The organism is Streptomyces sp. 1222.5, assembly GCF_900105245.1.
In the GTDB taxonomy this organism is placed as follows: domain Bacteria; phylum Actinomycetota; class Actinomycetes; order Streptomycetales; family Streptomycetaceae; genus Streptomyces; species Streptomyces albidocamelliae.
On the sequence record NZ_FNSZ01000001.1, the window covers coordinates 3,606,565 to 3,633,204 of the forward strand.

The window sequence follows — 26,640 nt, forward strand, 5'->3', positions numbered from 1 at the left end:
CGTGGCCGCCCTCCGCCGCTTCAACCGCTACTTCACGCGCCGTATCGGCGCCCTGGACGACCACTACCTGGGTCAGGACCGGCCGCTCGGCGAGGCCCGGCTGCTCTTCGAGATCGGCGAGGGAGTCTCCCTGCGGGAGCTGCGCGGCCGGCTCGGGCTGGACGCCGGCTACCTCAGCCGGATGGTGAAGGCCCTGGAGGCGCAGGGGCTGGTCCGCGTCGGCGTGCCCCCGCACGACAACCGGCTGCGCGTGATCGAGCCGACCCCGGCCGGCCGCGCCGAGGTCGCCGAGCAGCACCGGCGCGCCGACGCCCACGCCGCCGGCCTGCTCGAAGGGCTCGACCCCGCCCGGCGGGCCGAACTGACCGCGGCCCTGACCACCGCGGAGCGGCTGCTGCGGCTGGCGGCGATCACCGTCGAGGTGGTCGACGGGGCCTCGCCCGCCGCGCTGGCCTGCCTGGACGCCTACGCCGCGGACATCGACGCGCGCTTCCCCGAGGGCTTCGACAAGGCCGCCCTCGTGCGCCCCGAGGAGGTGACCGGGGACGCCGGCGCCTTCCTGGTGGCGTACGAGGAGAAGCGCACCGTCGGCTGCGGGGCGCTGCGCCGGCTGGAGCCGGGGGTCGGCGAGATCCGGCACGTGTGGGTGCACCCGCGGGCCCGTCGGCTGGGGCTCGCCCGACGGCTGCTGTCCGGGCTGGAACGGGAGGCGCGGGCACGCGGCCTGGACGCCGTGCGCCTGGACACGCACGCCGAGCTCACCGAGGCACAGGCGATGTACCGGGCGTGCGGGTACACCGAGATCCCGGCCTACGACGACAACGTCTACGCCTCGCACTGGTTCGAGAAGCGGCTAGCCGGCTGACTCCCGGAGCATCAGCTCGCGCACGCAGCCGCGCAGCCAGGCGTGCGCGCGGTCGGCGTCGTGCCGGGGGTGCCAGGCGAACCCCAGCTTCACCGCGGGCAGTCGCAGCGGGATCTCGAAGGTGACCAGGCCGAGGGTGTCGGCCAGGTGGCGGCCCCAGTGGCTGACGAGGCCGATCAGGTCGGTCTCTTGCACGACGAAGAGGGAGGCCGGGGAGGAGCCGACACTGCCCACCACCCGCCGCTGGAGGCCGAGTTCGGCGAGGGCGTCATCGATCGGGCCCTGCAGCCTGCCGCGCCGGGAGACGATGAGGTGACCCGCCGCCCCGGCGAACCGCTCGGGCGTCAACTCGCCGGCCAGCAGCGGGTGTCCGGCAGTCCTGCTGGCCGTCGCCGTCGTGGTCACGACCCCGCGGACCGAGCGCTCCGCCGCCGGCAACCCCGACCCGCTCGGCACCCTGCTGCTCACGACGGGGCTGGTCGCGGTCCTGCTCGGCATCATCGAGGGCCCGGTGCACGGCTGGACCTCCGCACGCATCCTCGGCGCCTTCGTGGCGGGCGCGCTGCTGATCGCGGGCTTCACCGGACACGCCCTGCGCTCCCCCGCCCCGCTGTTCGACCCGCGGGTCTTCGCCTCGGCCCGGCTGCGGGCGGCCTCCCTCGGCACGGCCACCGGCTTCTTCGGGCTGTTCTCCCTCTTCTACGTCAACTCGCAGTACCTGCAGGACGTGAAGGGGTTCGGCGCCGCCGTCACCGGGCTGGCGATCATGCCGCTGGTGTTCGGGATGGCGGCCACCCAGAAGCTGGCCACCCGCTGGGCCGGCCACCCCCGGGCGGTCGTCGGCACCGGTCTCGCCCTGATCGGCCTCGGCCTGCTCGGCGCGTCCACGGCGGACGCGGGCACGCCCTACGCGGTGTTCGTCCGCTGGCTGCTGGTCATCTCGGCCGGCGCCGGACTGTCCATGCCGGCCCTCACCCTGGGCGTGGTCACCTCGCTCCCGCCCCACCAGGCGGGCCTCGGCTCGGGTCTCGGCACGACGGCCCGGGAGACCGGTGCCGCACTGGGCGTCGCCGTCACCGGCACCGTCCTGTCCGCCCACACCGACCTGCCGCACGGCATGGGGCCGGCGCTGCGGACGGTGGGCGTGGTGGTGCTGGCCGCCACGGCACTCGTGGTGGCCGGGTACGGCTCTCTCGCCCGGAGGGTGCCGCACTACGCGGCCGACGGCACCGCGACCCCCTGAGGTGCGGGGCCGCCCCGGTACGCGGCGCGGGCGCGACCGGCCGCGACGGACCCGCACACGGCGAACGCTCGGCACCCCTGCGAGGGGGTGCCGAGCGTCGGCTGTGTGGTGCGGGAGTCTAGAGCAGACCGAGGGAACGAACCGCCTCGCGCTCCTCCGCCAGCTCCTGCACGGACGCGTCGATGCGGGTGCGGGAGAACTCGTTGATGTCCAGGCCCTGGACGATCTCGTACTTGCCGTCCTTGGTGGTGACCGGGAAGGAGGAGATCAGGCCCTCCGGGACGCCGTAGGAGCCGTCCGACGGGATGCCCATGGAGGTCCAGTCGCCGTCGGCGGTGCCGTTGACCCAGGTGTACACGTGGTCGATGGCGGCGTTGGCGGCGGAGGCGGCCGACGAGGCACCGCGGGCCTCGATGATCGCGGCACCGCGCTTGGCGACGGTCGGGATGAAGTCCTCGGCCAGCCACTTCTCGTCGTTGACGACCTCGGCGGCGTTCTTGCCGGCCACGGTGGCGTGGAAGATGTCCGGGTACTGCGTGGCGGAGTGGTTGCCCCAGATGGTCAGGCGCTTGATGTCGCCGACCGTGGAGCCCGTCTTCTTCGCGAGCTGGGTCAGCGCGCGGTTGTGGTCCAGGCGGGTCATCGCGGTGAAGCGCTCGGCCGGCACGTCCGGGGCGGCGGCCTGCGCGATCAGCGCGTTGGTGTTGGCCGGGTTGCCGACGACGAGGACCTTGATGTCGTCCGCGGCGTGGTCGTTGATGGCCTTGCCCTGCGGCTTGAAGATGCCGCCGTTGGCCTCCAGCAGGTCACCGCGCTCCATGCCCTTGGTACGCGGACGGGCGCCCACCAGCAGGGCCACGTTCGCGCCGTCGAAGGCCACGTTCGGGTCGTCGGTGATCTCGATGCCCTGGAGCAGCGGGAAGGCGCAGTCGTCCAGCTCCATGGCCGTGCCCTCGGCGGCCTTCAGCGCGGGGGTGATCTCCAGGAGGCGCAGCTTGACCGGTACGTCCGCGCCGAGCAGCTGGCCGGAGGCGATGCGGAAGAGCAGGGCGTAACCGATCTGGCCGGCCGCGCCGGTGACGGTGACGTTCACGGGAGTGCGGGTCATGGCGTTCTCCGTATGACAGCTGGCGGTGGGGCGTCCCTGCCCCGGGCGGATGATCGATCTCTTGGTATCAAGAGATCGATCCAGCGGTCAGGCTATCGCGCATCCGGCATGCGAGACGTCCCGGGCCGTGTGGCTCACCCCACAAGAGGATCACCGGGGCGGGACGCCGGGGTCGGCAGGGTCGCGGGGGACGAAAAGGCGGCCGCCCGTCCGGGAGAGGAGGGACGGAAGCGGCCGCCGGTGGGGGTACCGAAACACCGGACTCCCGTGGGGGTACTGCTCGCGTGCCCGGGATCGGGACCGCCATGCGCACCGGAAGGGAATTTCACCCTTCCGGCTCCCCGGGGCGGTGCCCACCGCGTGCGGGGAGCCGTACGGAGACGGACGGCCGTCACGGCGTGCAGCCGGTCCGCCCGGACGCCAGGATCGCGCAGGCCTTGGCCGCCGCCGGGTTCTTCACGGCGACCATCGGGGTGTACGCGATGGCGTCCCCGACGGCGGTGATCTCCCCCGTCTGCTTCACCTTGCCCGAGGACACCTGCACCTTGTCGCCCTGCGTGGCACCGGTGATGCGGCCCCACACGGTGCCGCACGACTTGCTGTAGCGGACCTCCAGGGTGGTGGTGCCGACGGTGGCGGTCTTGGCGGTGGTGACCAGGTCGCCACTGCACCCCATGGCCTCGGCGTCCTTGCCGTCGCACGCGGAGCCGGCGCACTTCACACCGGGCGGCAGCTTGACGTGGGCGCTGGCGGAGGGGGCGGGGGACTTCGCGGCGCGGCCCTTCCCGTCGTCGCCGCCCTGGTTCATGAACCAGAAGACGCCGGCGATGACGACGAGCACGCCGGCGAGCCCCGCCAGGGACATCGTCAGCCGCTGCCGGCGGGCCGGCCGCCCGGCGGAGGCGCGGTCCGCGGGCCGGGGCGCCCCCGGCTGCCCCTGGTGGGGAGCCTGGCCCGGAACCGGGGTACCCGGAACCGGGCCGGGGCCTTCGGCCGGGACGGGGGGCCGTACCCCCGTGCCGGGGCGGGCGCTCGTCGGCGAGGGGCCCCGGTACCCGGCCAGCTTCCAGGAGTTGACGCCCGAGTCCGCGCCGTCCTCGCCGTCCGCGCCGTCGGCCGGTTCGCCGGCCGCGTCCTCGCGGGCGTCGGTGTCGGTGTCGGTGTCGGGACCCGCCGGCCGGCCGGGGACCGACGGGGAGACGCCCGCGGGGCCGGCGACGCCCGGGGTCACGGTGGTGCTGCCGCCGCCCTGGCGTGCGGACGGACCGCCGGTCGCCTCGGCCGCCCCGAAGTCGCCCAGCGCGGCACGCGCCTGGGAGATCCGGATCGCCTCCATGGTGCGGTCGTGCCGCATCTCCGCCCGGCTCCAGGCCCGTTCGGCCAGCTCCCACATGGTGGTGAGATGGACCGGGCTGGAGCCGGTGACCTCGGAGAGCGCGACGATCGCGCCCTTGGGCGCGAGGAGCCGGCCGCTCAGGTAACGCTCCCAGGACGTCTTGCTGTAACCCGTGCGGTCGGCCAGTGCCGCGATGCTCAGGCCGCTGCGGTCCACGAGTCGGCGCAGCTGACTCGTGAACTCCTTGATCTGCGGGTCCAGATCCTCGGGCAGATCTTTCCAGCGAGGCATCGTTTCCCCCTCTTCCCCCCGGTCGGTGCATGTCGTCTCGCGCGCGGCCCCCCGGCTCGCCCCCGCGTGCCGGTACTCGTGCCGGCTACCCACAGGGATGCGCTGACCAAGGATCCCAGTTCCCGGTGTGGGGGCGCACGGGGGCGTGGGTCGCCGCGGCGGTGCACCCGGTGCCACGAGGTCTTCGTAACGTATCCCGAACTGTCAATACGTCGACACCTGAACGGCACACGCGGGGGTGCGCGCGGACACCGTAGCGGAACGGTCACTTCCGTGCCACAGCGCGGGGACAGGCGTTGAACAGGGAGTTCCCGAAGCGGAAGGCTGTTTCCCGGCGGCGGTTCGTCCTTGCTCGGGGGAGGGGACGGGCCGCCGCTCCCGCGTCCGGCGGGCTCAGCCGCCCGCGGTCACCAGTCCCGACTCGCGGGCCGGCACCACCGCCTGGGCCCGGCTGCCCAGGTCGAGTCTGGACATCGTGCGGTTGAGGTGGGTCTTGACGGTGGCCCCGCTGATGTAGAGGCGGTCGGCGATCTCCCCGTCGGACAGACCGCGGGCGGTGAGCGTGAGGACCTCCCTCTCCCGGGAGGTGAGCACCTCGAGGTCGGGTGCGGGCGCGGAGCGGGGGGCGGGCGCCTGGTTCCGGCCGAACGCCTCCACCAGGCGCCGGGTGACGCCTACCGCCGCGGTTGGCCGGGGAGTTCGCCCGCAGGGCCGACGCGGGGCGCGGGAGGTCCGCCGTAGCGTCGGCGACGGGGAGGCACCGGTGGCCCGCGCCCCCGGGGGAGGTGCGGGCCACCGGTACTGCGACGTCGCTATCTGCTGATCGTGAAGTGCAGGACGCCCTTCACGAACGGGATCCGCAGCCACGGGTTGGGCTGCGCCATCAGCGCCAGCAGGACGATCGCCACGCCGAGGATGCCGTAGGTGACGATGTCCGTGAAGCGGGACCGGACGGCGAGCATGCCGACGCTGGGCAGGACCCAGCGCAGGACCGCGCCGGCCAGCAGGGCGGCACCGACCAGCAGCATGCCGACGCGGAACACGTCGAGCGCGGTCAGCAGCAGGCCGAGCGCGACCGTCGACAGCACGACGAGCATGGGCCACTGCCGGGCGGGCGCCGGGGCGTCGCCGGGGGCCGCCCGGCCGCCGCCCTCGGGGCGCGCGGTGTCCTTGGTGAACAGCGGGAAGCGGCGCGTGGTCCGCCGCGGGCGCCCCTCGGCATCGGGGGCGCTGATCGCGTCGCGGACGGTCGGCTCACCGCCGCGCGTCTTATCGGCCGGCACTGCGCTCCGCCGCCTCGACCACGTTGACCAGCAGCTGGGCCCGGGTCATCGGGCCGACCCCGCCGGGGTTCGGGGAGATCCAGCCGGCCACCTCCAGCACGTCCGGGTGGACGTCGCCGACGATCTTCCCCTCGTCGTTGCGGGAGACGCCGACGTCCAGGACGGCCGCGCCCTGCTTGACGTCCTCGGCGCGGACCAGGTGCGGGAAGCCGGCGGCCGCGACGATGATGTCGGCCCGCTTCAGGTGTGCGGACAGGTCCCGGGTGCCGGTGTGGCACTGGGTCACGGTGGCGTTCTCGCTGCGCCGGGTCAGCAGCAGCGGCATCGGGCGGCCGATGGTCACGCCGCGGCCGACGACCACGACCTCGGCGCCCTTGATCTCCACGCCGTGGGCGCGCAGCAGGCTGATGATGCCGTTGGGGGTGCAGGGCAGCGGGGCCGGCTCGTTGAGGACCAGCCGCCCGAGGTTCATCGGGTGCAGGCCGTCGGCGTCCTTGTCCGGGTCCATCAGCTCAAGGATGCGGTTCTCGTCGATGCCCTTGGGCAGCGGCAGCTGGACGATGTAGCCGGTGCAGGCCGGGTCCTCGTTCAGCTCGCGGACGACCGCCTCGATCTCCTCCTGGGTGGCCGTGGCCGGCAACTCCCGCTGGATGGAGGCGATACCGACCTGCGCGCAGTCGCGGTGCTTGCCCGCGACGTACTTCTGGCTGCCGGGGTCGTCCCCGACCAGGATCGTGCCGAGGCCGGGCGTGACGCCCTTCTCCTTCAGCGCCGCCACGCGGGCGGTCAGATCGGACTTGATCGCGGCTGCGGTGGCCTTGCCATCGAGAATCTGGGCGGTCATGGGTCCATCCTCGCGGATGACCCGGCCCGGGTTCCAATCCGGGTCGCCGGACAGCTCTCCCCGTCTTTTGTCACCGCATGATCCGGGATGTGTCACCTCATGATCAGTGATGTTGCACTTGCACAACACATGCCGATTCCGGCTGGACAAGTAAGAGCCTGCTAAAGAACGATGAGCACACAGTGCCGCGGGCAGTGCCGGGGGGACGGACCGCATCTGTAGAACTCTCCTCCGAACCGTGCCGCGCGTTCGTCCCCGCACTTGAGCAACGGAGGAACCCCGCCATGAGCTTCGGCGACCCGAACAACCCGTACGGCCCGCCCCCGTCCCAGCCCCCGTCGGCCGCTCCCGGCTACGGCTACCCGCAGGCGCCGGCCGGCCCGCCGCAGGGCTACGGCTACCCGCAGCAGCCCGCGTACCCCGGCTACCCGGGCGGCAACGCGATGCCCCAGTCGATGCCGGGTCTGCTCGTGACGGCCCGGGTGTTCCTGTACCTGATCTCCGCGGTGCAGATCATCGGCGGCCTGATCTGGCTGTACGTGGCGGCGTTCGTCAACGACGTCTCGAACAAGGCCGACGACCTGGGCAGCTCCTCCGAGGACAACCCGTTCACCTCGATCGGCGAGGGCGGTCACACGGCCGCGGGCCTGATCGTGTTCTTCGCGCTGATCGCGCTGGGCCTCGCGGCGCTGTCCATCACGCTGGGCGTGAAGTTCGGCCGGGGCGGCCAGGGCGTGCGCATCACGACGGTGGTCTACGGCGCGCTCGGCGGCATCCTCGGTCTGATCATGCTGTTCGCGGGCATGGACTCCGGCCTCGCCTCGGCCGTCATCTTCCCGCTGATCTGGGTGGTGTTCGCGGCCGTCATCACCGCGGCGCCGGTCGTTCCGAGCGGTACCGCCTGGTTCAACCGCCCGCGCTACTGAGCTGCGCCTGCGACAGGCATCGACTGGGCTGCTCCTCCCACTGCGGGAGGACAGCCCAGTCGCCTTTTCCGGGCCGTCCACGGCCGTTTCGGCAGCACCGGGCGTTTACGGCGGCCGGGTGGGCGCACGTCAGCGGTCAGGTCCGGAATGCCACCGGAAGGACGCGAGACCGGCCGGCTCCTCGTCGGCGGCGCCGTCCACGGAGGTGTGGACGGCCCCGGACCGCCGGCGGACGAGACCGCCGAGGCCGACGATCGCGGCTAGCAGCACGGCGATCAGGCAGACGAAACCGAGCGCGAGGACGGCCAGGCCCGCCAGCCCGTAGCCCGCCAGTCGCGCCACCATCTCGATCGGGTTCATGCATCCGCACGCCGGCATGGGGCGATCCTGCCCGCCGGGACGGCGCCGGGCACGGGCCGTGTCCGTACGGTGCTCAGGTGGTGCCCGTTCCGGTACCGGAACAGGCATCGCGCTCGTCCCTGTCGGGACCGGGACGCCGACGGTCCGGCCGCCGGCGAACGGCGACCGGACCGGGGGCACTTCCGAAGCGGTGGAACTCAGTGGAAGAAGTGGCGCGTGCCCGTGAAGTACATGGTCACGCCCGCCTCCTTGGCGGCCTCGACGACCTGCTCGTCACGGATCGAGCCGCCCGGCTGGACGATCGCCCGGACACCGGCCTCGATGAGGATCGCGGGGCCGTCGGGGAAGGGGAAGAACGCGTCGGAGGCCGCGTAGGCGCCGCGGGCCCGCTCCTCGCCGGCCCGCTCGACGGCCAGCTTGCAGGAGTCGACGCGGTTGACCTGGCCCATGCCGACGCCGACCGAGGCGCCGTCCTTGGCGAGCAGGATCGCGTTGGACTTCACCGCACGGCACGCCTTCCAGGCGAAGGCCAGCTGCGCCAGCTCCTCGGCGGAGAGCGCCTCACCGCTGGCGAGCGTCCAGTTGGCCGGGTCGTCGCCCTCGGCCTGGAGCCGGTCGGCGACCTGGAGCAGCGCGCCGCCGTCGACCGGCTTGACGTCGACCGGGTGGGCCGGGGCGCCGGGGCAGCGCAGCACGCGGATGTTCTTCTTCTTGGTGAGGGCCTCCAGCGCGCCCTCCTCGTAGTCCGGCGCCACGATGACCTCGGTGAAGATCTCCGCGACCTGCTCGGCCATCTCCTTGCTGACCGGCCGGTTCACCGCGATCACGCCGCCGAACGCGGACAGCGGGTCGCAGGCGTGCGCCTTGCGGTGCGCCTCGGCGACGTCCGCGCCGATCGCGATGCCGCAGGGGTTGGCGTGCTTGATGATCGCGACGCAGGGCTCGTCGTGGTCGTACGCGGCACGGCGCGCGGCGTCCGTGTCCGTGTAGTTGTTGTACGACATCTCCTTGCCGTGCAGCTGCTCGGCCGCCGCGAGGCCGCCCTCGCCGGAGGTGTAGAGGGCGGCGGGCTGGTGCGGGTTCTCGCCGTAGCGCAGGGTGTGCGCGCGCTCCAGGGTGGTGCCGATGAACTCGGGGAACGCGGAGTCGTCGGCCGGGGCGTAGGCGGAGGCGAACCACGACGCGACGGCGATGTCGTACTCCGCGGTGTGCCGGAAGGCCTCGGCGGCCAGGCGCTTGCGGGCGGCGAGGTCGAAGCCGCCGTCCTGCACCGCGGCGAGGACGTCGGCGTACCGCTCGGGGCTGGTCACCACGGCCACCGACGGGTGGTTCTTGGCGGCGGCGCGGACCATCGACGGGCCGCCGATGTCGATCTGCTCCACGCACTCGTCGGGCGAGGCACCGGAGGCGACGGTCTCCCGGAACGGGTAGAGGTTCACGACGACCAGGTCGAACGGTTCGACGCCCAGCTCGGCGAGCTGCTCGCGGTGGCTGTCCAGACGCAGGTCGGCGAGGATGCCCGCGTGCACCCGCGGGTGCAGGGTCTTCACCCGGCCGTCGAGGCACTCGGGGAAGCCGGTGAGCTCCTCGACCTTGGTGACGGGGACACCGGCGGCGGCGATCCGGCCGGCCGTGGAGCCGGTGGAGACGAGCTCGACGCCCGCCTCGTGCAGCCCGCGCGCCAGGTCCTCGAGACCGGCCTTGTCGTAGACGCTGACGAGCGCGCGACGGATGGCCCGCTTGTTGCTCTCCGCGGTCACTGGATAACTACCTTTCGTCCCTCAATGCGATAGCCGTTGCGGGCGAGCCGCCCCACGACCTCGACGAGCAGCCTTCGCTCGACTTCCTTGATGCGCTCGTGCAGCGCGCTCTCGTCGTCCTCGTCCCTGACCTCGACCACGCCCTGGGCGATGATCGGTCCGGTGTCGACGCCGTCGTCGACGAAGTGGACGGTGCAGCCGGTGACCCTGGCGCCGTACGCGAGCGCGTCACGGACGCCGTGGGCTCCGGGAAAACTGGGCAGCAGCGCCGGGTGGGTGTTCACGAACCGCCCGCCGTAGCGGGCGAGGAACTCCTTGCCGACGATCTTCATGAACCCGGCGGAGATCACGAGGTCGGGCTCGTGGGCGGCCACGGCCTCGGTGAGGGCGGCGTCCCACTCCTCTCGGCCGGCGTGGTCCTTGACCTTCCGCACGAAGGTCGGCAGCCCGGCGCGCTCGGCGCGGGCCAGCCCCTCGATACCGTCGCGGTCGGCCCCGACGGCGACGATCCGGGCGCCGTACGCCTCGGCTCCGACGCGCTCGATCTCGTCCAGGAGCGCCTGCAGGTTCGTGCCTGATCCGGAGACCAGCACGACGAGGCGCTTGACCGCTGGGCCAGCGGGGGTGGCGGCCACGGTGGGGCCCTTTCTCGGGGTGGCGATCTGTCCGGCCGACTGCTTGTACGTTCGTACGAATGCTTCGCGCTTCCCGATACGGGGAAGTCTACGAAGCGGCCGGCCGTCAGCAACGATACCGGCACTGCGGACGGCCCCCACGGGACGGGGGCCTGGCCGGAAGGTAGCGTTCGCAGGGGTTCGGGATGGGGCAGCCTCGGGAACGCGGTCGGCGTGCGGTGCGTTCAACGGGGTGGAAGCTCTCGCCGGACAGCCGTAGCCACCTAGGGGAAGACGCTCTCTTGATGCCCGATCGCAGCCTGCGACTCCTCACGTTCCCGCCGCGCCCGGCCCAGGGAGGCGAGCGTGGCGCCGTCCTGCTGCGGGAGCGGCCGACCTCGCCGCCCCAGGCGCCCGAGGGCGGCCGGGACAGCGGCGGGCGCGACGGTGAGCAGCAGGACGACAACCCGTTCGCGCCGCCCCCGGAGGGCACCCCGGACCGTCCGTGGCAGCCCCGCCGGCCCGAGGGTTCTTCCGGTTCCGGTGACGGCCAGGACGACCACTCCCCCTGGGGCAGCCAGTGGAGCGACCGCCAGCCCGGCCGCTCCCCCGGCGGTTTCGGCGAGCGTCCCGGTGGCGGGCCGCAGGGTCCCGGCGGACCGGCCGGCGGCTCCGGCATGCGCTGGGACCCCACCGACCCCGCCCAGCGCCGCGCGCGGTACGCGCTGCTGTCGGGCATATGGGCGGTCTTCTTCGCCCTGTTCAGCTGGCCGTACGTGGCGCTGCTGCTGGGTGCGCTGGCCCTGTACTGGGGCATCAGCGCACTGCGCGCCAAGCCGCGCACCCCGGACCCGGACACCCCCGCCGTCCCGAGCGGCCGGCCCCTGACGACGGCGGCGATCAGCGGTCTGGTCACGGCGTCCCTGGCCCTGGTCCTGGTGGCCTCGACCTTCACCGTGCAGCTGGTCTACCGCGACTACTACACCTGCGTCGGCGACGCCCTCACCCACGAGGCGAAGGTGTCCTGCGAGAGGCTCCTCCCGGAGCAGCTGCGCGGAGTGCTGGGCGCGGGGAACGACTGACGCCACGACGGCCCGGAGGCGCCTGCGTCAGCGGGTGTCGTGGGCTCGCTCGGGTCCGTCCGTGACGGTCGGGTCCTCCTCGGGCGAGCGGGGCGCGGCGGAGGAGGACGGCGCGGTGCCGGGCGCCTTGGCCTGCTCGTCCGGCTCCGGTCGCGACCACTCGGGACCGTTGGCCAGATCGCCGGCGGCGGCCTCCCTCAGGGCCGCCCAGCGGGAGGCGCGCGCCAGCTCGTCGTGCCAGTCCGGGGCGAAGGGGTCCTCGGCCGGCGGGAAGTCGTACGCCTCGTCGTCGGAGACGCCGGTCGCGACCGGCACGGCGTCCCGCTGAGCGGCCGGCCCGGAGCCGGCCGCCCCCGACGCGGAGTGGACCTCGGACCGAGGGACGGCCTCGGCGCCGGCGTCCTGTACCACCGTGGTGGGTCCGGTCCCGGTGGTGTCCGGCCCGGGCACCGGCTTCTCGCCCCCGTCCGTTCCCGTGCCCTTCCTGGCGCCGGTTCCGGAGGGTGACCCGGCTTCGTCGGGTGTCTCGTCCACCGCGCGGTGCCCCGCCCACCCCCCGGAACTCTCCCCGGAGCTCTCCCCGGGGGTCGCACCGCTCCCGCCGTCCGGCGCGGCGCCCGTGCCGGCCGCGCGTACCTTCCCTGCACCCTCCGGCGCGGGCTCGGCCGGGTCCGCGGGGGTCACCGTCGCCGACGCACCGGCAGCCGAACCCGCGGCGGCCGCCGTCGCCGCGCTCACCGTGACCCTCTTCCGGCCCGGCTCCGTGCCCTGCGCCGGGACGACGTCGGACCGCGTCCGGCGGCCACGGAGCCGCCAGGCCCGCACGGTCAGCGCCACCGGTGTCGCGAACACCGCCGTGCAGACACCGGCCGCTCCCCCGGTCTGCCACCACACCGGACCGAACCGGGCCAGCGCGGCCACCCCCAGCGGTCCACCCGACAGCTCGGCGAGCAGAGCGAGGAATCCGGCGCAGACCGCCGCCGTCAGCAGCACCAGCCCGGCGGTCCGGGCGGCCGACCAGCGGGCCCGCGCGGGCGCCCCGGACGCCGGCCGGCGCACCGCCGCCCGCGCCACGAACCACCCGGCCGTCACCCCTGCCGCCACCGGCAGCAGCCCGGCGGCCCAGTTGAGCGGCGTCCCGGCCCCCGGGTCGGGCACCGCAGCCAGCAGCGGGAACGGCGGCAGCAGCGGGGCAGGGTCGGAGGCGAGCGGGTGCACCAGGTGCCCGGCACCGAGGACGAACCCGGGGCCGAGGGCGTAGGAGGCGGCCCACAGCGCCGCGTTGGGGATCAGCGCGACGCCGAGCAGCAGCACGGCGAACCGGCCCGTCCAGCCCTCCGTCAACTGCAGGAACGACGCCCGTGCCGCGTCTCCGTGCCACACCAGCGACACCCCGGTCAGCAGCGCCCCGCCGCCGAAGAACACCGCCGTGGCGGCACCCGCGGCCCGTACGGCGGCTCCCAGCCTGGCCCCCGCGTCCGCGCCGAACACCAGCCGCCTCACCGGCCCCGGGAGCACCGCCAGCAGGCTCAGCACCGGACCGGGCGGGCGGCCGTGCGCGGTCCACACCCCGGCCGCGGCCGAGCCCGCCGCGACGATCGGCAGACAGCACGTCACCCAGGCCCATCCGGGCCGCAGTTCCCCACTGCCGCAGTACAGCGCCGCCGCGCCGCCGACGGCGAGATAGCCGAGGACGACACCCGTCCACGCGGTACGCGGCGGGACCGGCGGCGGGCCGTCGGGGTCGGCGGAGACGTCGGAGGCGTCCCGGGCCGCCCGGTACAGCAGCCACACCGGCAGCGCGAGCAGCAGCAGCGGGGTCACGCCGACCGGCAGGGGCGCCCCGGACAGCGTGTCGGTGCGGGCCAGTTCCACCCCGTGGCCCAGCAGCCACAGCGCGGCGGCCACGTGCAGCGCGGCGCCCGGCCCGCTGTCGGGGTACGGCGAGCTGACCCACATCGCGAGGACCAGCACGGCGAGCGAACCGAGCCCGAGCCCGGCCGCGACCGCGCCGGCCAGGAGGCTTGCGGCCAGCCCGGGCGAGCGGTCGCGCACGCGCGCGATCAGGGGCGACAACGACGGGCGGCGAACGGTCATCTGGGGCACGCCCGCCATCGTCCCAACGACACGCGCTTTCCGGGCGTAACAGGCGAACCCCCGAAGTGTCGCTCAATATATGTTTATGTTCTTTTTCGTACGAAAGGGTGCATGGTGACGACGCACATCACTGCCGGCCCACTGCCCTCACCGAAGGAACGCCGATACCTGCGCCAGTCCGCCTCGCTGACGCAGGCTCAGCTCGCCGCACGGCTCGGCGTCAGCCGCGCCACGCTGCGCGCATGGGAGTCCGGCCGCCGCATCCCCGGCGGGAGTGAAGGCGAGGCGTACGCCAGATTCCTGACCACGGCCGTCGAATCAACAGCCCGTCAGGAGCGGGCGGCACAAGCGGGGGACGCGGGCGCCGATCCCACGGCGGGCCCGCCACGGCCCCTGACACCCGCTCAGGCGTTCGACGCGCTGTACGCGTTCTGCGCCCCCGCCCTCGTACGGCAGACCTATCTGCTCACCGGGCGGCGGGAACTGGCCCGCGAGGCCGTGGAGCAGGCCTTCCAGACCGCGTGGCAGCGCTGGCCCGAGGTGGCCCGCGACCGGGACCCGGGCGGCTGGGTGCGGGCGGTGGCGTACGACTGCGCGCTCTCCCCCTGGCACCGCTTCCGCCCCCGCTACCGGCACGAGGAGCCCCCGCCGGCCGACCCGGCCGACCGCGCCCTGCTGCACGCGCTGCTCGGACTCCCGCCCTCGTACCGGCGCACGCTCGTCCTCTACGACGGGGTCGGCCTCGACCTGCCGGAGACGGCGGCGGAGACGGAGGCCAGCACCCCGGCGGCGGCCGGCCGGCTGCTCCGCGCCCGTGAGGCCGTGGCCGCGCACGTGCCGGCGCTGGCCGACCCCGCCGTACTGCACCGGCGGCTGACCGAACTCGCCTCGTCGGAGCGCCTCCTCGCGGCCAGGCCGACGACGGTACGGACGTACGGCGAGCGCCGGAACGTGTTCTGGACCCGGGCGGCCATCGCCTTCACCGTCGCCATCATCGGCTCGACGGCCCTGACGCTGCGGACGGCGCCGACGCACTACGAGCCGCCGATCGCCCCGGCCCAGGCGGTGCACGGCGTCCCGCCCCCTGCCGCCATGGGCCCCCTGTCCCAGGAGGAACAGGCCCTGCGGACGAAGCTGCACCGCTCGGACTCCGGCGGCCCGGAAAGACTGCTGCCCGAATTCCGGTGACGGCGGGAGGCGCCGGGGACTGCCGGTGAACGGGAGGGGGAAACGGCGGTAGGCCCGCCCCCGTGAGGGGACGGGCCTACCGACAGCCTGCGGAGGGACTCAGGCGCTGAGGACCTCGCGGGCCAGCTTCGCCGTCTCGGTCGGCGTCTTGCCGACCTTGACGCCGGCGGCCTCGAGGGCCTCCTTCTTCGCCTGGGCGGTGCCGGACGAACCGGAGACGATGGCGCCGGCGTGGCCCATGGTCTTGCCCTCGGGGGCGGTGAAGCCCGCGACGTAGCCGACGACCGGCTTGGTCACGTTCTCCTTGATGAACGCGGCCGCGCGCTCCTCGGCGTCGCCACCGATCTCACCGATCATCACGATCAGGTCGGTGTCGGGGTCGGCCTGGAACGCGGCGAGGGCGTCGATGTGCGTGGTGCCGATGATCGGGTCGCCACCGATGCCGACGGCGGTCGAGAAGCCGATGTCACGCAGCTCGTACATCATCTGGTACGTCAGCGTGCCGGACTTCGACACCAGGCCGATGCGGCCCGGCTTGGTGATGTCGCCCGGGATGATGCCGACGTTCGACTGGCCCGGGGTGATGATGCCGGGGCAGTTCGGGCCGATGATGCGGGTCTTGTTGCCCTTCTTGCCGGCGTACGCCCAGAAGGACGCCGTGTCGTGCACGGCGATGCCCTCGGTGATCACGACGGCCAGCGGGATCTCGGCGTCGATGGCCTCGACGACCGCGTCCTTGGTGAACTTCTCCGGCACGAAGATGACGGAGACGTTGGCGCCGGTCTTCTCGATGGCCTCCTTGACGGTGCCGAAGACCGGTACCTCGGTGCCGTCGAAGTCCACGGTCTGACCCGCCTTGCGCGGGTTCACGCCGCCCACGACCTGGGTGCCGTCACCGAGCATGAGCTTGGTGTGCTTCATGCCGGTGGCGCCGGTCATGCCCTGGACGATGACCTTGCTGTCCTTGTTGAGCCAGATAGCCATGGTGTGTTGTGTCCTCGTCCTGAGTGCTTACTTGGCGGCGTGGGCCAGTTCGGCGGCCTTGTCGGCCGCGCCGTCCATGGTGTCGACGCGCTGCACCAGCGGGTGGTTCGCGTCGGTGAGGATCTGCCGGCCCAGCTCGGCGTTGTTGCCGTCGAGACGGACGACGAGCGGCTTGGAGACGTTCTCGCCGCGGTCCTCCAGGAGCTTCAGCGCCTGGACGATGCCGTTCGCGACCTCGTCACAGGCGGTGATGCCGCCGAAGACGTTCACGAAGACGGACTTGACGTCCGGGTCGCCCAGGATGATCTCCAGGCCGTTCGCCATGACCTGGGCGGAGGCGCCACCGCCGATGTCCAGGAAGTTGGCGGGCTTGACGTTGCCGTGCTGCTCACCGGCGTACGCGACGACGTCCAGGGTGCTCATGACGAGACCCGCGCCGTTGCCGATGATGCCGACCTCGCCGTCGAGCTTGACGTAGTTGAGGTTCTTCTCCTTGGCGGCGGCCTCGAGCGGGTTGGCCGCGGCCTTGTCGTGGAGCTCCTCGTACTCGGGGTGACGGAACTCGGCGTTCTCGTCGAGCGACACCTTGCCGTCGAGGGCGAGGACGTCCCCGGAGGCGACCTTCGCGAGCGGGTTGACCTCGACGAGGAGGGCGTCCGACTTGATGAAGGTGTCCCACAGCTTGATCAGGACGTTGACGACCTTGTCCGCGACCTCGGCCGGGAACTTGGCGGCCTCGACGATCTCGCGGGCCTTGGCCTCGTCCACGCCGTCGATGGCGTCGATCGCGATCTTGGCGACGGCCTCCGGACGGGTGGCCGCCACCTCCTCGATCTCCATGCCGCCCTCGACGGACGCGATGGAGAGGAAGGTGCGGTTGGCACGGTCGAGGAGGAAGGAGACGTAGTACTCCTCGATGATCTCCGGAGCCGTCTCGGCGATCATGACCTTGTGGACCGTGTGGCCCTTGATGTCCATGCCGAGGATGTCCGTCGCACGGGCGACGGCCTCGTCCGCGGAGGCGGCCAGCTTGACGCCACCGGCCTTGCCACGACCACCGACCTTCACCTGCGCCTTGACGACGGACTTGCCGCCCAGCCGCTCGGTGATCTCGCGCGCCGCCTCAGGCGTGTCGATGACTTCACCGGCCAGCACCGGTACATCGTGCTTGGCGAAGAGGTCCCTCGCCTGGTACTCGAACAGGTCCACGCGCTTCCGTCCCTATCAGTGATCTCGCGGTTCGTTGGATGCGTGGGCGTGCCGCGAAGGGCAACGTGACGTCCGCTTGTCACTAGGGGAGCGCACACGGTGTCCGAGCGCGCGGCATGTCCGTCTCGCAGGTTATCGCCGCTTGCGGGGGCTCCCTAAATCGAGGGTCACACCTGAGCGGTGATACCTGTCACATGATGCCGGATTTCCTGGCACGGCGTGCCGACATATGTGCTGTACAGGGGCGGTCTGCGAGGCCTCACCGGGCTGGGGTCGACCCGGTGAGGCCCCCTCGATCGGCCCCGGCGGGAACCGGGACCGGGGCGGTTGATCCCCACCCCAATGGGGACCACCCGCCCCTTCCCGCGGAGCACCGGCCGGACGGGCCGATGGCCTTCGGCCGCCCGGACCCGGTCGCCCCGCGGAGCTTGTGAGGGCGCTCAGCCCTGCTGTCGCATGCCCTCCGACACGTCGCGCACGCTGTAGGGGTCCAGCCATCCGTGCGCGGCCTGCGGGCCCTGGGGGCTCGGGAGGTGGCCGGGTACGGCCGAACGGGTGACGGCCTCCGCCCCGCTCACGGCATGCCCGGCCCACGGACCTTCCGCACCCTGGACCGTGCGCCCGAGGCCCCCCGCGAAGCCCACGGCCTGACCGGCGACCGACTCCCCGAGATCCGCGGCCCGGCCGGTGGCTCCGTGCGCGAGGTACTCGCCCTGGCCTGCGACTCCGCCCGCGAAGCCCGCGGCCTGCCCGGCGGCACCGTCGGCGAAGCCGGTGGCGCGACCGGCGGCTCCGTGCGCGAGGCCGGTGGCGTGGCCGGTCGCCTGGTCGGAGGCTCCGTGCGCGAGGCCGGTGGCGTGACCGGTCACCTGGTCGGAGGCACCGTGCGCGAGGGCGGTGGCGTGGCCGGTCGCCTGGCCGGTGGCTCCGTGTGCGACGTACTCGCCCTGGCCTGCGACTCCGCCCGCGAAGCCCGCGGTCTGCCCGGCGGCACCGTCGGCGAAGCCGGTGGCGTGACCGGCGGCTCCGTGCGCGAAGGCCGACGCCTGGCCGACGGCACCGTGGGCGAAGCCGGCGGCCTGCCCGGTGGCACCATCCACGAAGCCCGTGGCCTGCCCGGTGGCCCCGTGGGCGAAGCCCCTGGCCTGCCCGGTGGCCCCGGCCGCGAGGTGCTCGCCCTCACCGGCGGCCCCGTGTGCGAGGTACTCGCCCTGACCGGCGACCGCGCCCGCGAAGCCCGCGGCGTGGCCGGTGGCGCCGCCCGTGAAGGAGCGGGCGTCGGCCGTGAGGCCGTGGGCGAGGGTGCCCGCGTCGGTGGCGGTCCTAGCGGCGACCGGCACGACACCGTGGACCGCGCCGGAAGCCACCGGAGGCAGGACCGCGTCCGTGGTGTTCCAGGCCGCCTGCTCGGCGAGACCGGTGGCGTACGCCGACCCGTCCGCGACGACACCGTCGGCGACCGTCCGCACGGCGCCCGCCGCGCCGTGCGTCCCGGAGATGGCCCGCGCCGCGGTCCCGTGCACATCGGCGCGCACGCCCGCGCTCACCCCGTCCATGCGCGCCTCGGCCTCCCGGCCGACGCCGTACGCACCGGTCCGCGCCTGGTCGGCGACCCCCTGCGCCCCGGCGGCCGCATCCCCGGTGGCGCCGTACACACCGGCCACGGCGCCCGCGCCGGTGTCGTGCACCCCGGAGACGGCGCCCGTGGCGGTGCCGCCCAGGCCGTACGCGGTGCTCTCGGCTGTCCCGCACACCCCCGGGACGGCGTCTCCGGCCGTCCCCCGCACCCCGCCGACGGCGCCCACGGTCGTGCCGTGCGCGCCGTCCACCGCGTGGTGCGCCGCGGCCGGAACCCCGTCCACCGCCCGCCCGGCGACCGGCACGGCCCCGTGCACGGCGGCGGAGGCCACCGGCGGAACCACGGCGGACACCGCACCGTCGACGACCGGCGTGACCGCACCCGGTACGGACCTCACCGTGCCGACGACCCGTTCCCGGGCCCCGCCGACCGTACCGGTGACATGCCCCGGCACCCCGGACACCGCGGCCCGGCCCGCACCGGCCGCCTGCGAACCCTCGCCCCGCACGATCCCGGCGCCCCGCTCACCGACACCGCCCGCCGCGCCCGCGACATGCCCAGGCACCCCGGACACCGCCGCCCGGCCCGCACCGGCCGCCTGCGAACCCTCGCCCCGCACGATCCCGGCGCCCCGCTCACCGACACCGCCCGCCGCGCCCGCGACATGCCCAGGCACCCCGGACACCGCCGCCCGGCCCGCACCGGCCGCCTGCGAACCCTCGCCCCGCACGATCCCGGCGCCCCGCTCACCGACACCGCCCGCCGCGCCCGCGACATGCCCCGGCACCCCGGACACCGCCGCCCGGCCCGCACCGGCCGCCTGCGAACCCTCGCCCCGCACGATCCCGGCGCCCCGCTCACCGACACCGCCCGCCGCGCCCGCGACATGCCCCGGCACCCCGGACACCGCCGCCCGGCCCGCACCGGCCGCCTGGGCGGCCTCGCCCCGGACGGGGCCGGTCGTCGCGGTCGCCGTGTGCCGGGCCTCGGCCGCCGCTCCCGCGGTCCGGCCCTGCGCGGTCGCGACGGTCCGCTGCACGGCCGTGCGAACGGCGCCTTCGACGCCCTCGGCGCTCATGCGCGCCGCCGCCTGCACGGCCCCGAGCCTGGTCTGGGCCGCGGCCAGGGCCTCCTCCACCTCGGGGGCGAAGGTCGCCAGCGGGCCGAAGAGGTAGTCGATCTCGTCCCGAGCGGAACCGTGGGCGGCGTGGACGGTGCCGGCGGCCCCGACGGTGGCGTGCGCCGTCAGCCGCGCGCCGTCCGTCCGGGCGTGCACCTGTGCCTGCGCCGTACGGTTCGGCGCCTGCCCGGCCCGTGCGGCCCGGGCACCCCCGACGGCCCGGGCGGCTCCCTCCGCCTTCCCGGTGGCCGGAACCCCGGCGCCCACGTGCCGGCGGACCTGGTCGGCGGACGTCGGCACGGTGTCGCCGACGGCGTCCCGTACCGGTCGCTCGGCGCGGTCCGCGGTGTCCGAGACGGTCGAGGCCGCCGTACCGGTCAGGCCGGAGACCGTGTCGTGCAGGTCGGCGGCCACGCCGTCGACCGTATCGGTGAGCGCTCCGGTGACACCGCTGCCGGCGTCCGGCGTGGACAGGGTCGTGGCCGGCAGCTCGTCCGCGTCGGCGGCGGCCGAACCGAGCGCCCATGCGCTGGTGACACCGGCGGCTATCACTATGGAACGACGAATGTTCTTGTTCATCTCTGCGTCAAATCCTCGGGAGAACGGCTGGGGAGTTCCGTCCGGGGCGCCGGAGAGCCGGCGGGCCGGACGGGGGTGGACCTGTTCCGTCCCCGCTCGGCAGGGCCGTGACGGGGAGGTCGGCCGTGCCGCCTAGCCGGGGAAGACGGGGATGTCGCGGTGCCGTTCGAGGATTCCGGGCGCGTCGACGTGCGCGAGGGTGCCGGGCGCGAGCCGCAGGGGCGCCCGGTCGGCGAGGGTGACGGCCTGCGCGTCACCGTGGCGGGACGTGGTGCCGTCGACCGCCGCCTGCTTGCCGAGCGCGCCGTCCGGGTCACCGGCCGGCGCCGGCAGACCGGGTGCCTCGGCGGGCGCGACGGCGTGGCGCACGGTCACGGGCGCCGAAGGACGGAGCGCGGAGGGCGCCTCGGGGCCGTACGGACTGACCGGTGCCGACGGGGCGAAGGCGTTACGGGCCCCCGTCCGGGCCTGCCGCTCCCCGGCCGGCACCGGCACCGACGTGCCGCTGTCCTCCTGCGAACCAGCTGTCGGGGGCTGTTGGCGGGGCGTCAGGCAGTCGGTCAGGTCGGGAAGGCCCGGCAGCCCGTCGAGGTCCGGCACGGACACGGTGGGAGCCGCCGTCCGCGTCCTGCCCACGGTCCCGGAGGCGTCGTCCGTCAACGTCCGTACGGGCTCGGCGGCTCGCTCGGTGACACCGCGCACCGCCTCGGCGGATCCGGCGACGCGTCCGGCTCCGGCAGTCCCGACCGCCTCGGCCGTCCGGACCACTTGGGTCACCCGGCCCACTGCGGTCTCCCGCAGCTGTCGAACGGAGACGGCGGGCCGGCCGTCGCCGGCCACTCGGCCCCCTTCGGCCACCCGGCCGGCACCGACCGCACGGCCAGAGTCGACTGCTCCGCCCGTGTGAGCCGCACGATCGGAGGTAACTGCTCCGCCCGCATCCGCCGCTCGGCCGGAGTCGGCGCCTCGGACCGCTTTCGCGGCAAGGCCGGCTCCGGCGGCCGGGACGCGATCCGTGATCGCGACGACCGGAGCGGCCTGGACCGCCCCCAGCGTCGTCGCTGTCCCGTCCGCCGCGTGCGCCTGCTCCCCACAGAGGAACCCGAGCGCGAACAAGCCACTGACCAGCAGCAACAGTTGGAGCGCACGCCGCCCGGCCGCCGTACGCAGCACACGCACGGAGGCACCGACAAGGGCGGCTGGGAAGGTCAAGGAGGGGAACATCCTCGGGTCGGTACGACACGGGCGCCGCCGATCCTCGCACGGCACGCCCGAGGCTGCGCAAGCCCCCTGTTACCGATGGGTAGTCATGTCCCCTTTCCCTCCCCTTTCCTGCCCGGCGTCATACGGTGTCCGGTATCGGCAGCGGCCGTTTCTCGAGGGCCGCCGCCATCACCTCGGGGAAGAGATCGGGCGTGCAGGCGAAGGCGGGCGCGCCGAGCGCGGCCAGCGCCGCCGCGTGCTCCCGGTCGTAGGCGGGCGCCCCTTCGTCCGACAGGGCGAGCAGCGTCACGAACTGCACCCCCGACGCCTTCATCGCCGCGACCCGCTTGAGCATCTCGTCGCGTATACCGCCCTCGTAGAGGTCGCTGATCAGCACCACCACGGTCTCGGAGGGCCGGGTGATCTGCGACTGGCAGTAGGCGAGCGCGCGGTTGATGTCCGTGCCTCCGCCGAGCTGGGTACCGAAGAGCACGTCGACCGGATCGTCCAGCTGGTCGGTGAGGTCGACCACCGCGGTGTCGAACACGACCAGCCGGGTGCTGATCGACCGCATGGAGGCGAGGACCGCGCCGAACACCGAGGCGTAGACCACCGACGCGGCCATCGACCCGGACTGGTCGATGCAGAGGACGACCTCCTTCTTCACCGACTGCGCGGCCCGCCCGTACCCGACGAGCCGTTCCGGTACGACCGTGCGGTACTCGGGCAGGTAGTGCTTGAGGTTGGCCGCGACGGTGCGGTTCCAGTCGATGTCCCGGTGGCGGGGACGGCTGACCCGCGCGCTGCGGTCCAGGGCGCCGGTGAGGGTGGCCCGGGTGCGGGTCGCGAGCCGCTTCTCCAGGTCGTCGACCACCTTGCGCACGACCGCGCGCGCCGTCTCCCTGGTGGTCTCCGGCATCGCCTTGTTGAGCGAGAGCAGCGTGCCCACGAGGTGCACGTCGGCCTCGACCGCCGCCAGCATCTCCGGTTCCAGCAGCAGAGAGGCGAGCCCGAGCCGGTCGATGGCGTCGCGCTGCATGACCTGGACGACGGAGGACGGGAAGTACGTGCGGATGTCTCCGAGCCAGCGCGCCACGGAGGGCGCCGAGGCACCGAGTCCCGCCGAACGATCGCGCCCCGTCGGCGGCTTGTCGCCCTTTCCGTAGAGCGCGGCCAGGGTGGCGTCCATCGCCGCGTCCCGGCCGGAGAGCGCGCACCCGGTCCCGTCCGCCTGGTCACCGCCGAGCACCAGCCGCCAGCGCCGCAGCCGTTCCCGGTCCGGATCGTGCGCCTGGGACGGCGCCGGCACGGGTGTCGTCGTCGGTGTCGGTCCGGTCGTCATGTGCCCACCCCCGCGAGTCGGTTGTCGTCGGTCGTGTCGGGCTCGGTCTCCAGGCCGAGCAGCAGGCGCAGCACCGGTAGCACCGCGTCGGCGCGCTCGATGTCCGGTTCGGCGGCGAAGCCGGGGGTGACGGTGTTCCCGCCCGGCCGGTCCGCCCGTTCGCCCGGTCCGCGCCGGACCAGTTCACCGAGGGTTCTGCGCACGCCCGGCTCGTACGCCGCGAACGTGCGCCGCAGCAGCGGCAGCACGTCCGTGAACGCCTCCACCGGCACTCCGGTCAGCCAGGCGTCGACCAGTCCGAGCAACCGGTCGTCGTGCACCAGCAGCAGCCCGCCCCCGCCACCGACGAAGCCCTCGATCCAGGCGGCGGCGTCGGGAGGCGGTGTCCCCGGTGACAACGCCAGCCCCATCAGGCGTGCCGCCTCACCGGCGTCGAGTGCGCCGTCGTCCAGCAGCAGCCGCACGGCCCGGCCCCGGATGGCACCGGGCGCGGTGTCCCGCAGGGACAGTGCCCGCAGCACCGTCCGCCAGCGCTCGCGCAGGTCGCCGCGGCCCGTGTCCGAGGTGCCGACGAGACTCTCCGCCAGCAGTCCGACCGCCGTGTGCACGGCGTCGACATGGCCGCGCATCTCGTCCGCGGCGTCCGCGTCGAGGGAGGTGCAGGCCGGGGGGAGGCCGACGAAGATCCGCTCGGCGAGCCCGGCCGCGACCCCGGTCAGCGCGCCGGTGTCGGTCCCGCGCACATCGCCGTAGCGCAGCGAGCGGACCAGGGCGGGCAGGCCCTGCGCCAGGTGGCCGACGTCCGTGTCCAGGGCCGCCCGGTCCGCCAGCACCCGCATGACCACGGGCAGCGCGTCCGGCAGGCCGGCCAGCAGGCACTGCTCGGCGAGCGCGGTGACGTCGGCGAGGGCCGTCGCGGCGGTCGCGTCAGCCTCGGTCTTGGCCTGCGCGGCCCCGAGCACGGTGGTCCCCCACACGCCCGCCTCGGCGACCTTTACCGCCAACTCCGGTTCCCAGCGCAGCCGCCACGTCTCCCGGAAGGTGCCCGTGCTGCCCCGCGACCGGGCCGGCTCGCCCCAGCCGACGCCGAGCAGCCGCAGCCGGTGCAGGAGCCTGCTGCGGCCCGCGTCGGTGTCCCCGCGCAGGTCCAGCTCCAGCTCGCGCTCCAGGGCCTCCGGTTTGATCCGCAGCGACCGCTGCTGCCGGGCCAGATCGCGCTGCAACGGCACGGCGGGGGCCGATTCGGGAACCTCACCGAGGACGTCCCCCACCACCAGCCGGTCGTGCACCAGGGAGAGCGGCACGTCCGAGCCGTCGCACATCACCGCGCGCACGGCGTCCATGGTCTCGCCCAGCCCGGGCAGCGGACGGCCGCGCATCGCCGCCAGCGTCTCCGCCAGCCGTACGGCCTCGATGACGTGGGCGGAGGAGACGATCATGTCCTCCTCGCGCAGCAGCCCGGCCACCCTGGTCAGCCAGCGCTCGACCGGCCGGTCGGGGGCCCGGAAGAGATGCCCGTACCAGCCGGGCGAGTCGATGCCCGCGCCGTACCCGCTGGACCGGGCCAGCCGGCGGTGCGTCCACGGCACCCAGGTCAGATCCGCCTTGACCTTGGGGAGCCCCTTCAGCAGCGCCCGGTCGGAAGTGACGGTGGTCCGCTCGCGCAGCGCGGGCACGTGCCAGGCCCCGCAGACCACGGCCACCGCGTCGCCGAACTCCTTGCACGCGTCACGCAGTCGGAGCCGCATGTGGGCTTCGCGGACGGCGTCGCGCGGGTGGCCGCCGGTGCCGAAGCGCTCGCGCAGCGCTCCCATCGCCTCGGCCAGCGCGTCGAACGGCGCGAACGGGTCCCGCTCCCCCGGCCCCCGGTGCTCGACGACGTCCTCCCACCACCGCTCGGGATCGTCGTAACCGGCGGCCTCGGCCAGCACGGCGAGGGGATCGACGCGCGCCTGGTCCCCGGCGACGAGCGCGGCGGCGGGACCGTCGGGCGCCTGTTCCCCGGCAGCGGGGCCCGGCTCGCCGGGGGCCCGGCTCCCGCCGTCCGGAGCGGGCTCCTCGGGCCCGGAGACGCCCCGGGCCTCCTCCTGCTCCTGCTCCTGCTCCTGCTCCTGCTCCTGCCACGCGAGCGTGTGCGTGGCCGGCAGGTCGATGAACCGGGCCGGGACACGGTGCCGCAGGGCCCAGCGGAGGGCCACCCACTCGGGGCTGAACTCGGCGAGCGGCCAGAAGGCCGAGCGGCCGGGCTCGTCCACCGCATGGGCGAGCAGGGCGACCGGGGGCCGCAGGTCGGGGTCGGCGGCCAGCGGGATCAGCGCGTCGGCCTCCGGCGGGCCCTCGATGAGGACCACGGCGGGGCACGCGGCGTCCAGCGCGGCCCGCACCGCCCGCGCCGAACCGGGCCCGTGGTGCCGCACGCCGAGCAGCAGCGGCCCGGAACGGCGGGCCGGGCCCGGGCCGGAGTCGGTCATGCGCTCACCTCCCGGCAGGCGCGGTAGAAGTCCGTCCAGCCCTGACGCTCGCGGACGACGGTCTCCAGGTACTCCTGCCAGACGACCCGGTCCGCCGCCGGGTCGCGCACGACGGCGCCGAGGATCCCGGCCGCGACGTCCCCGGACCGCAGCACCCCGTCGCCGAAGTGCGCGGCGAGCGCGAGGCCGTTGGTCACGACGGAGATCGCCTCCGCCGTGGACAGCGTGCCGCTGGGCGACTTCAGCTTCGTACGCCCGTCGGCGGTGATGCCGTCGCGCAGCTCGCGGAAGACGGTCACGACCCGCCGGATCTCCTCGATGCCGTCGGGCGCGGCCGGCAGGTCGAGGGAGCGGCCGATCTGCTCGACCCGGCGCGTGACGATGTCGACCTCGGCCTCGGGGCTCTCCGGCAGCGGCAGCACCACGGTGTTGAAGCGCCGGCGCAGCGCGCTGGAGAGGTCGTTGACCCCCCGGTCGCGGTCGTTGGCGGTGGCGATGAGGTTGAAGCCACGTACCGCCTGGACCTCCTCGCCCAGCTCCGGGACGGGCAGGGTCTTCTCCGACAGGATCGTGATCAGCGAGTCCTGCACGTCCGCCGGGATGCGGGTCAGCTCCTCCACACGGGCCGTCATGCCGTCGGCCATGGCGCGCATGACGGGGCTGGGCACCAGGGCGTCGCGGCTCGGACCGTGCGCGAGCAGCCGCGCGTAGTTCCAGCCGTACCGGATCGCCTCCTCCGGGGTGCCGGCGGTGCCCTGCACCAGCAGGGTGGAGTCGCCGCTGACGGCTGCCGCCAGGTGCTCCGAGACCCAGGTCTTGGCGGTGCCGGGCACGCCGAGCAGGAGCAGCGCCCGGTCGGTGGCGAGGGTCGTGACGGCGACCTCGACGAGGCGGCGCGGACCCACGTACTTGGGCGTGATCACCGTGCCGTCGGGCAGGGTGCCGCCGAGCAGGTACGTCGCCACCGCCCACGGCGACAGCTTCCAACGGGCCGGGCGCGGACGGTCGTCCTGCGCGGCGAGCGCGGCGAGTTCGGCGGCGAAGGCCTGCTCGGCGTGCGGCCGCAACGCCTGCGCGCGCTCGGCACGGCTCGGTTCGGCGGTCGTCGGTTGCGCGGACACAGTCATGGCTGAGGCCCCCTCCAGCTCGGCCGGTT

Annotated in this window: 21 protein-coding genes and 1 pseudogene; 5 read left to right on the forward strand and 17 right to left on the reverse strand. The window is 74.2% G+C overall.

Annotation, left to right across the window (positions count from 1 at the left end):
• The first annotated feature begins 1 nt into the window (after position 1).
• Positions 2-865: a helix-turn-helix domain-containing GNAT family N-acetyltransferase gene (locus tag BLW57_RS16120; RefSeq protein WP_256339821.1), complete on the forward strand. Its 864-nt coding sequence runs from the start codon at positions 2-4 to the stop codon at positions 863-865.
• On the opposite strand, the gene BLW57_RS16125 is transcribed toward BLW57_RS16120, so the two are convergent.
• Positions 854-1,270, reverse strand: coding sequence for a LysR substrate-binding domain-containing protein (locus BLW57_RS16125; protein ID WP_306822946.1), 417 nt, complete (start codon positions 1,268-1,270; stop codon positions 854-856). The two genes, BLW57_RS16120 and BLW57_RS16125, sit on opposite strands and share 12 nt — an antisense overlap.
• Here BLW57_RS16125 and BLW57_RS16130 point away from each other — a divergent pair.
• Positions 1,263-2,108: an MFS transporter gene (locus tag BLW57_RS16130; RefSeq protein WP_371127793.1), complete on the forward strand. Its 846-nt coding sequence runs from the start codon at positions 1,263-1,265 to the stop codon at positions 2,106-2,108. The two genes, BLW57_RS16125 and BLW57_RS16130, sit on opposite strands and share 8 nt — an antisense overlap.
• A 118-nt stretch (positions 2,109-2,226) precedes the next feature.
• Here the strand turns inward: BLW57_RS16130 and BLW57_RS16135 are convergent, their stop codons facing one another.
• The 5 genes and pseudogenes from BLW57_RS16135 to BLW57_RS16155 form a co-directional block, all read right to left on the reverse strand.
• A complete protein-coding gene (locus BLW57_RS16135; RefSeq protein WP_093475326.1) occupies positions 2,227-3,216 on the reverse strand; it encodes a malate dehydrogenase in 990 nt (329 codons plus the stop codon).
• A 391-nt stretch (positions 3,217-3,607) separates the two neighbouring features.
• Entirely contained in the window at positions 3,608-4,843 is a 1,236-nt protein-coding gene (locus BLW57_RS16140; RefSeq protein ID WP_093475327.1) for an XRE family transcriptional regulator, read from the reverse strand.
• A gap of 393 nt (positions 4,844-5,236) precedes the next feature.
• Positions 5,237-5,524, reverse strand: a pseudogene (locus BLW57_RS42320) (response regulator transcription factor); the annotation flags it as partial.
• A gap of 131 nt (positions 5,525-5,655) precedes the next feature.
• Positions 5,656-6,126 carry a DUF3017 domain-containing protein gene (locus BLW57_RS16150; protein WP_093475330.1) on the reverse strand — a complete coding sequence of 157 codons (471 nt, stop codon included), beginning with the start codon at positions 6,124-6,126 and terminating at the stop codon, positions 5,656-5,658.
• Complete coding sequence (locus tag BLW57_RS16155; protein WP_093475332.1) at positions 6,113-6,970, reverse strand: bifunctional methylenetetrahydrofolate dehydrogenase/methenyltetrahydrofolate cyclohydrolase; 858 nt, start codon at positions 6,968-6,970, stop codon at positions 6,113-6,115. The genes BLW57_RS16150 and BLW57_RS16155 overlap by 14 nt, the downstream gene beginning before the upstream one ends.
• Positions 6,971-7,254: 284 nt before the next feature.
• Here BLW57_RS16155 and BLW57_RS16160 point away from each other — a divergent pair, with 284 nt between their 5' ends.
• Positions 7,255-7,896, forward strand: coding sequence for a hypothetical protein (locus BLW57_RS16160; protein ID WP_256339497.1), 642 nt, complete (start codon positions 7,255-7,257; stop codon positions 7,894-7,896).
• Between the two features lie 129 nt (positions 7,897-8,025).
• Here the strand turns inward: BLW57_RS16160 and BLW57_RS16165 are convergent, their stop codons facing one another.
• From BLW57_RS16165 to purN, 3 genes are all read right to left on the reverse strand, one after another.
• Entirely contained in the window at positions 8,026-8,256 is a 231-nt protein-coding gene (locus BLW57_RS16165) for a hypothetical protein (protein ID WP_093475335.1), read from the reverse strand.
• A 197-nt stretch (positions 8,257-8,453) separates the two neighbouring features.
• The gene (gene purH, locus BLW57_RS16170) at positions 8,454-10,016 is read right to left on the reverse strand and encodes a bifunctional phosphoribosylaminoimidazolecarboxamide formyltransferase/IMP cyclohydrolase (protein ID WP_093475336.1); all 1,563 of its coding nucleotides are present in this window, start codon (positions 10,014-10,016) and stop codon (positions 8,454-8,456) included.
• Positions 10,013-10,651, reverse strand: coding sequence for a phosphoribosylglycinamide formyltransferase (purN, locus tag BLW57_RS16175; RefSeq protein WP_093475338.1), 639 nt, complete (start codon positions 10,649-10,651; stop codon positions 10,013-10,015). The genes purH and purN overlap by 4 nt, the downstream gene beginning before the upstream one ends.
• 284 nt (positions 10,652-10,935) lie before the next feature.
• On the opposite strand from purN, the gene BLW57_RS16180 reads away from it, so the two are divergent.
• Positions 10,936-11,712: a hypothetical protein gene (locus BLW57_RS16180; RefSeq protein WP_093475339.1), complete on the forward strand. Its 777-nt coding sequence runs from the start codon at positions 10,936-10,938 to the stop codon at positions 11,710-11,712.
• Positions 11,713-11,739: 27 nt separating this feature from the next.
• Here BLW57_RS16180 and BLW57_RS43100 read toward each other — a convergent pair whose 3' ends face one another.
• On the reverse strand, positions 11,740-13,827 hold the full coding sequence (locus BLW57_RS43100; RefSeq protein WP_371127794.1) for a cell division protein PerM: 2,088 nt from the start codon (positions 13,825-13,827) through the stop codon (positions 11,740-11,742).
• A 93-nt stretch (positions 13,828-13,920) separates the two neighbouring features.
• Between BLW57_RS43100 and BLW57_RS16190 the strand changes: the two genes are divergently transcribed.
• On the forward strand, positions 13,921-14,997 hold the full coding sequence (locus BLW57_RS16190; RefSeq protein ID WP_093475341.1) for a helix-turn-helix domain-containing protein: 1,077 nt from the start codon (positions 13,921-13,923) through the stop codon (positions 14,995-14,997).
• Positions 14,998-15,096: 99 nt separating this feature from the next.
• Here the strand turns inward: BLW57_RS16190 and sucD are convergent, their stop codons facing one another.
• The 7 genes from sucD to BLW57_RS16225 all read right to left on the reverse strand — a co-directional run bounded on the left by sucD (position 15,097) and on the right by BLW57_RS16225 (position 26,611).
• Positions 15,097-15,981 carry a succinate--CoA ligase subunit alpha gene (gene sucD, locus BLW57_RS16195; RefSeq protein WP_073888757.1) on the reverse strand — a complete coding sequence of 295 codons (885 nt, stop codon included), beginning with the start codon at positions 15,979-15,981 and terminating at the stop codon, positions 15,097-15,099.
• A 27-nt stretch (positions 15,982-16,008) separates the two neighbouring features.
• The gene (sucC, locus tag BLW57_RS16200) at positions 16,009-17,190 is read right to left on the reverse strand and encodes an ADP-forming succinate--CoA ligase subunit beta (protein WP_093475342.1); all 1,182 of its coding nucleotides are present in this window, start codon (positions 17,188-17,190) and stop codon (positions 16,009-16,011) included.
• Positions 17,191-17,630: 440 nt separating this feature from the next.
• Complete coding sequence (locus tag BLW57_RS16205; RefSeq protein ID WP_143051609.1) at positions 17,631-20,468, reverse strand: hypothetical protein; 2,838 nt, start codon at positions 20,466-20,468, stop codon at positions 17,631-17,633.
• A 132-nt stretch (positions 20,469-20,600) separates the two neighbouring features.
• A complete protein-coding gene (locus BLW57_RS16210) occupies positions 20,601-21,245 on the reverse strand; it encodes a hypothetical protein (RefSeq protein ID WP_143051610.1) in 645 nt (214 codons plus the stop codon).
• A 565-nt stretch (positions 21,246-21,810) separates the two neighbouring features.
• Complete coding sequence (locus tag BLW57_RS16215) at positions 21,811-23,013, reverse strand: VWA domain-containing protein (protein WP_093475347.1); 1,203 nt, start codon at positions 23,011-23,013, stop codon at positions 21,811-21,813.
• The gene (locus BLW57_RS16220) at positions 23,010-25,484 is read right to left on the reverse strand and encodes a DUF5682 family protein (protein WP_093475348.1); all 2,475 of its coding nucleotides are present in this window, start codon (positions 25,482-25,484) and stop codon (positions 23,010-23,012) included. Before BLW57_RS16220 ends, BLW57_RS16215 begins: the two co-directional genes overlap by 4 nt.
• Positions 25,481-26,611 (reverse strand): ATP-binding protein, encoded by a 1,131-nt coding sequence (locus tag BLW57_RS16225; RefSeq protein ID WP_093475350.1) that lies wholly within the window; start codon positions 26,609-26,611, stop codon positions 25,481-25,483. Before BLW57_RS16225 ends, BLW57_RS16220 begins: the two co-directional genes overlap by 4 nt.
• Positions 26,612-26,640 lie beyond the last annotated feature (29 nt).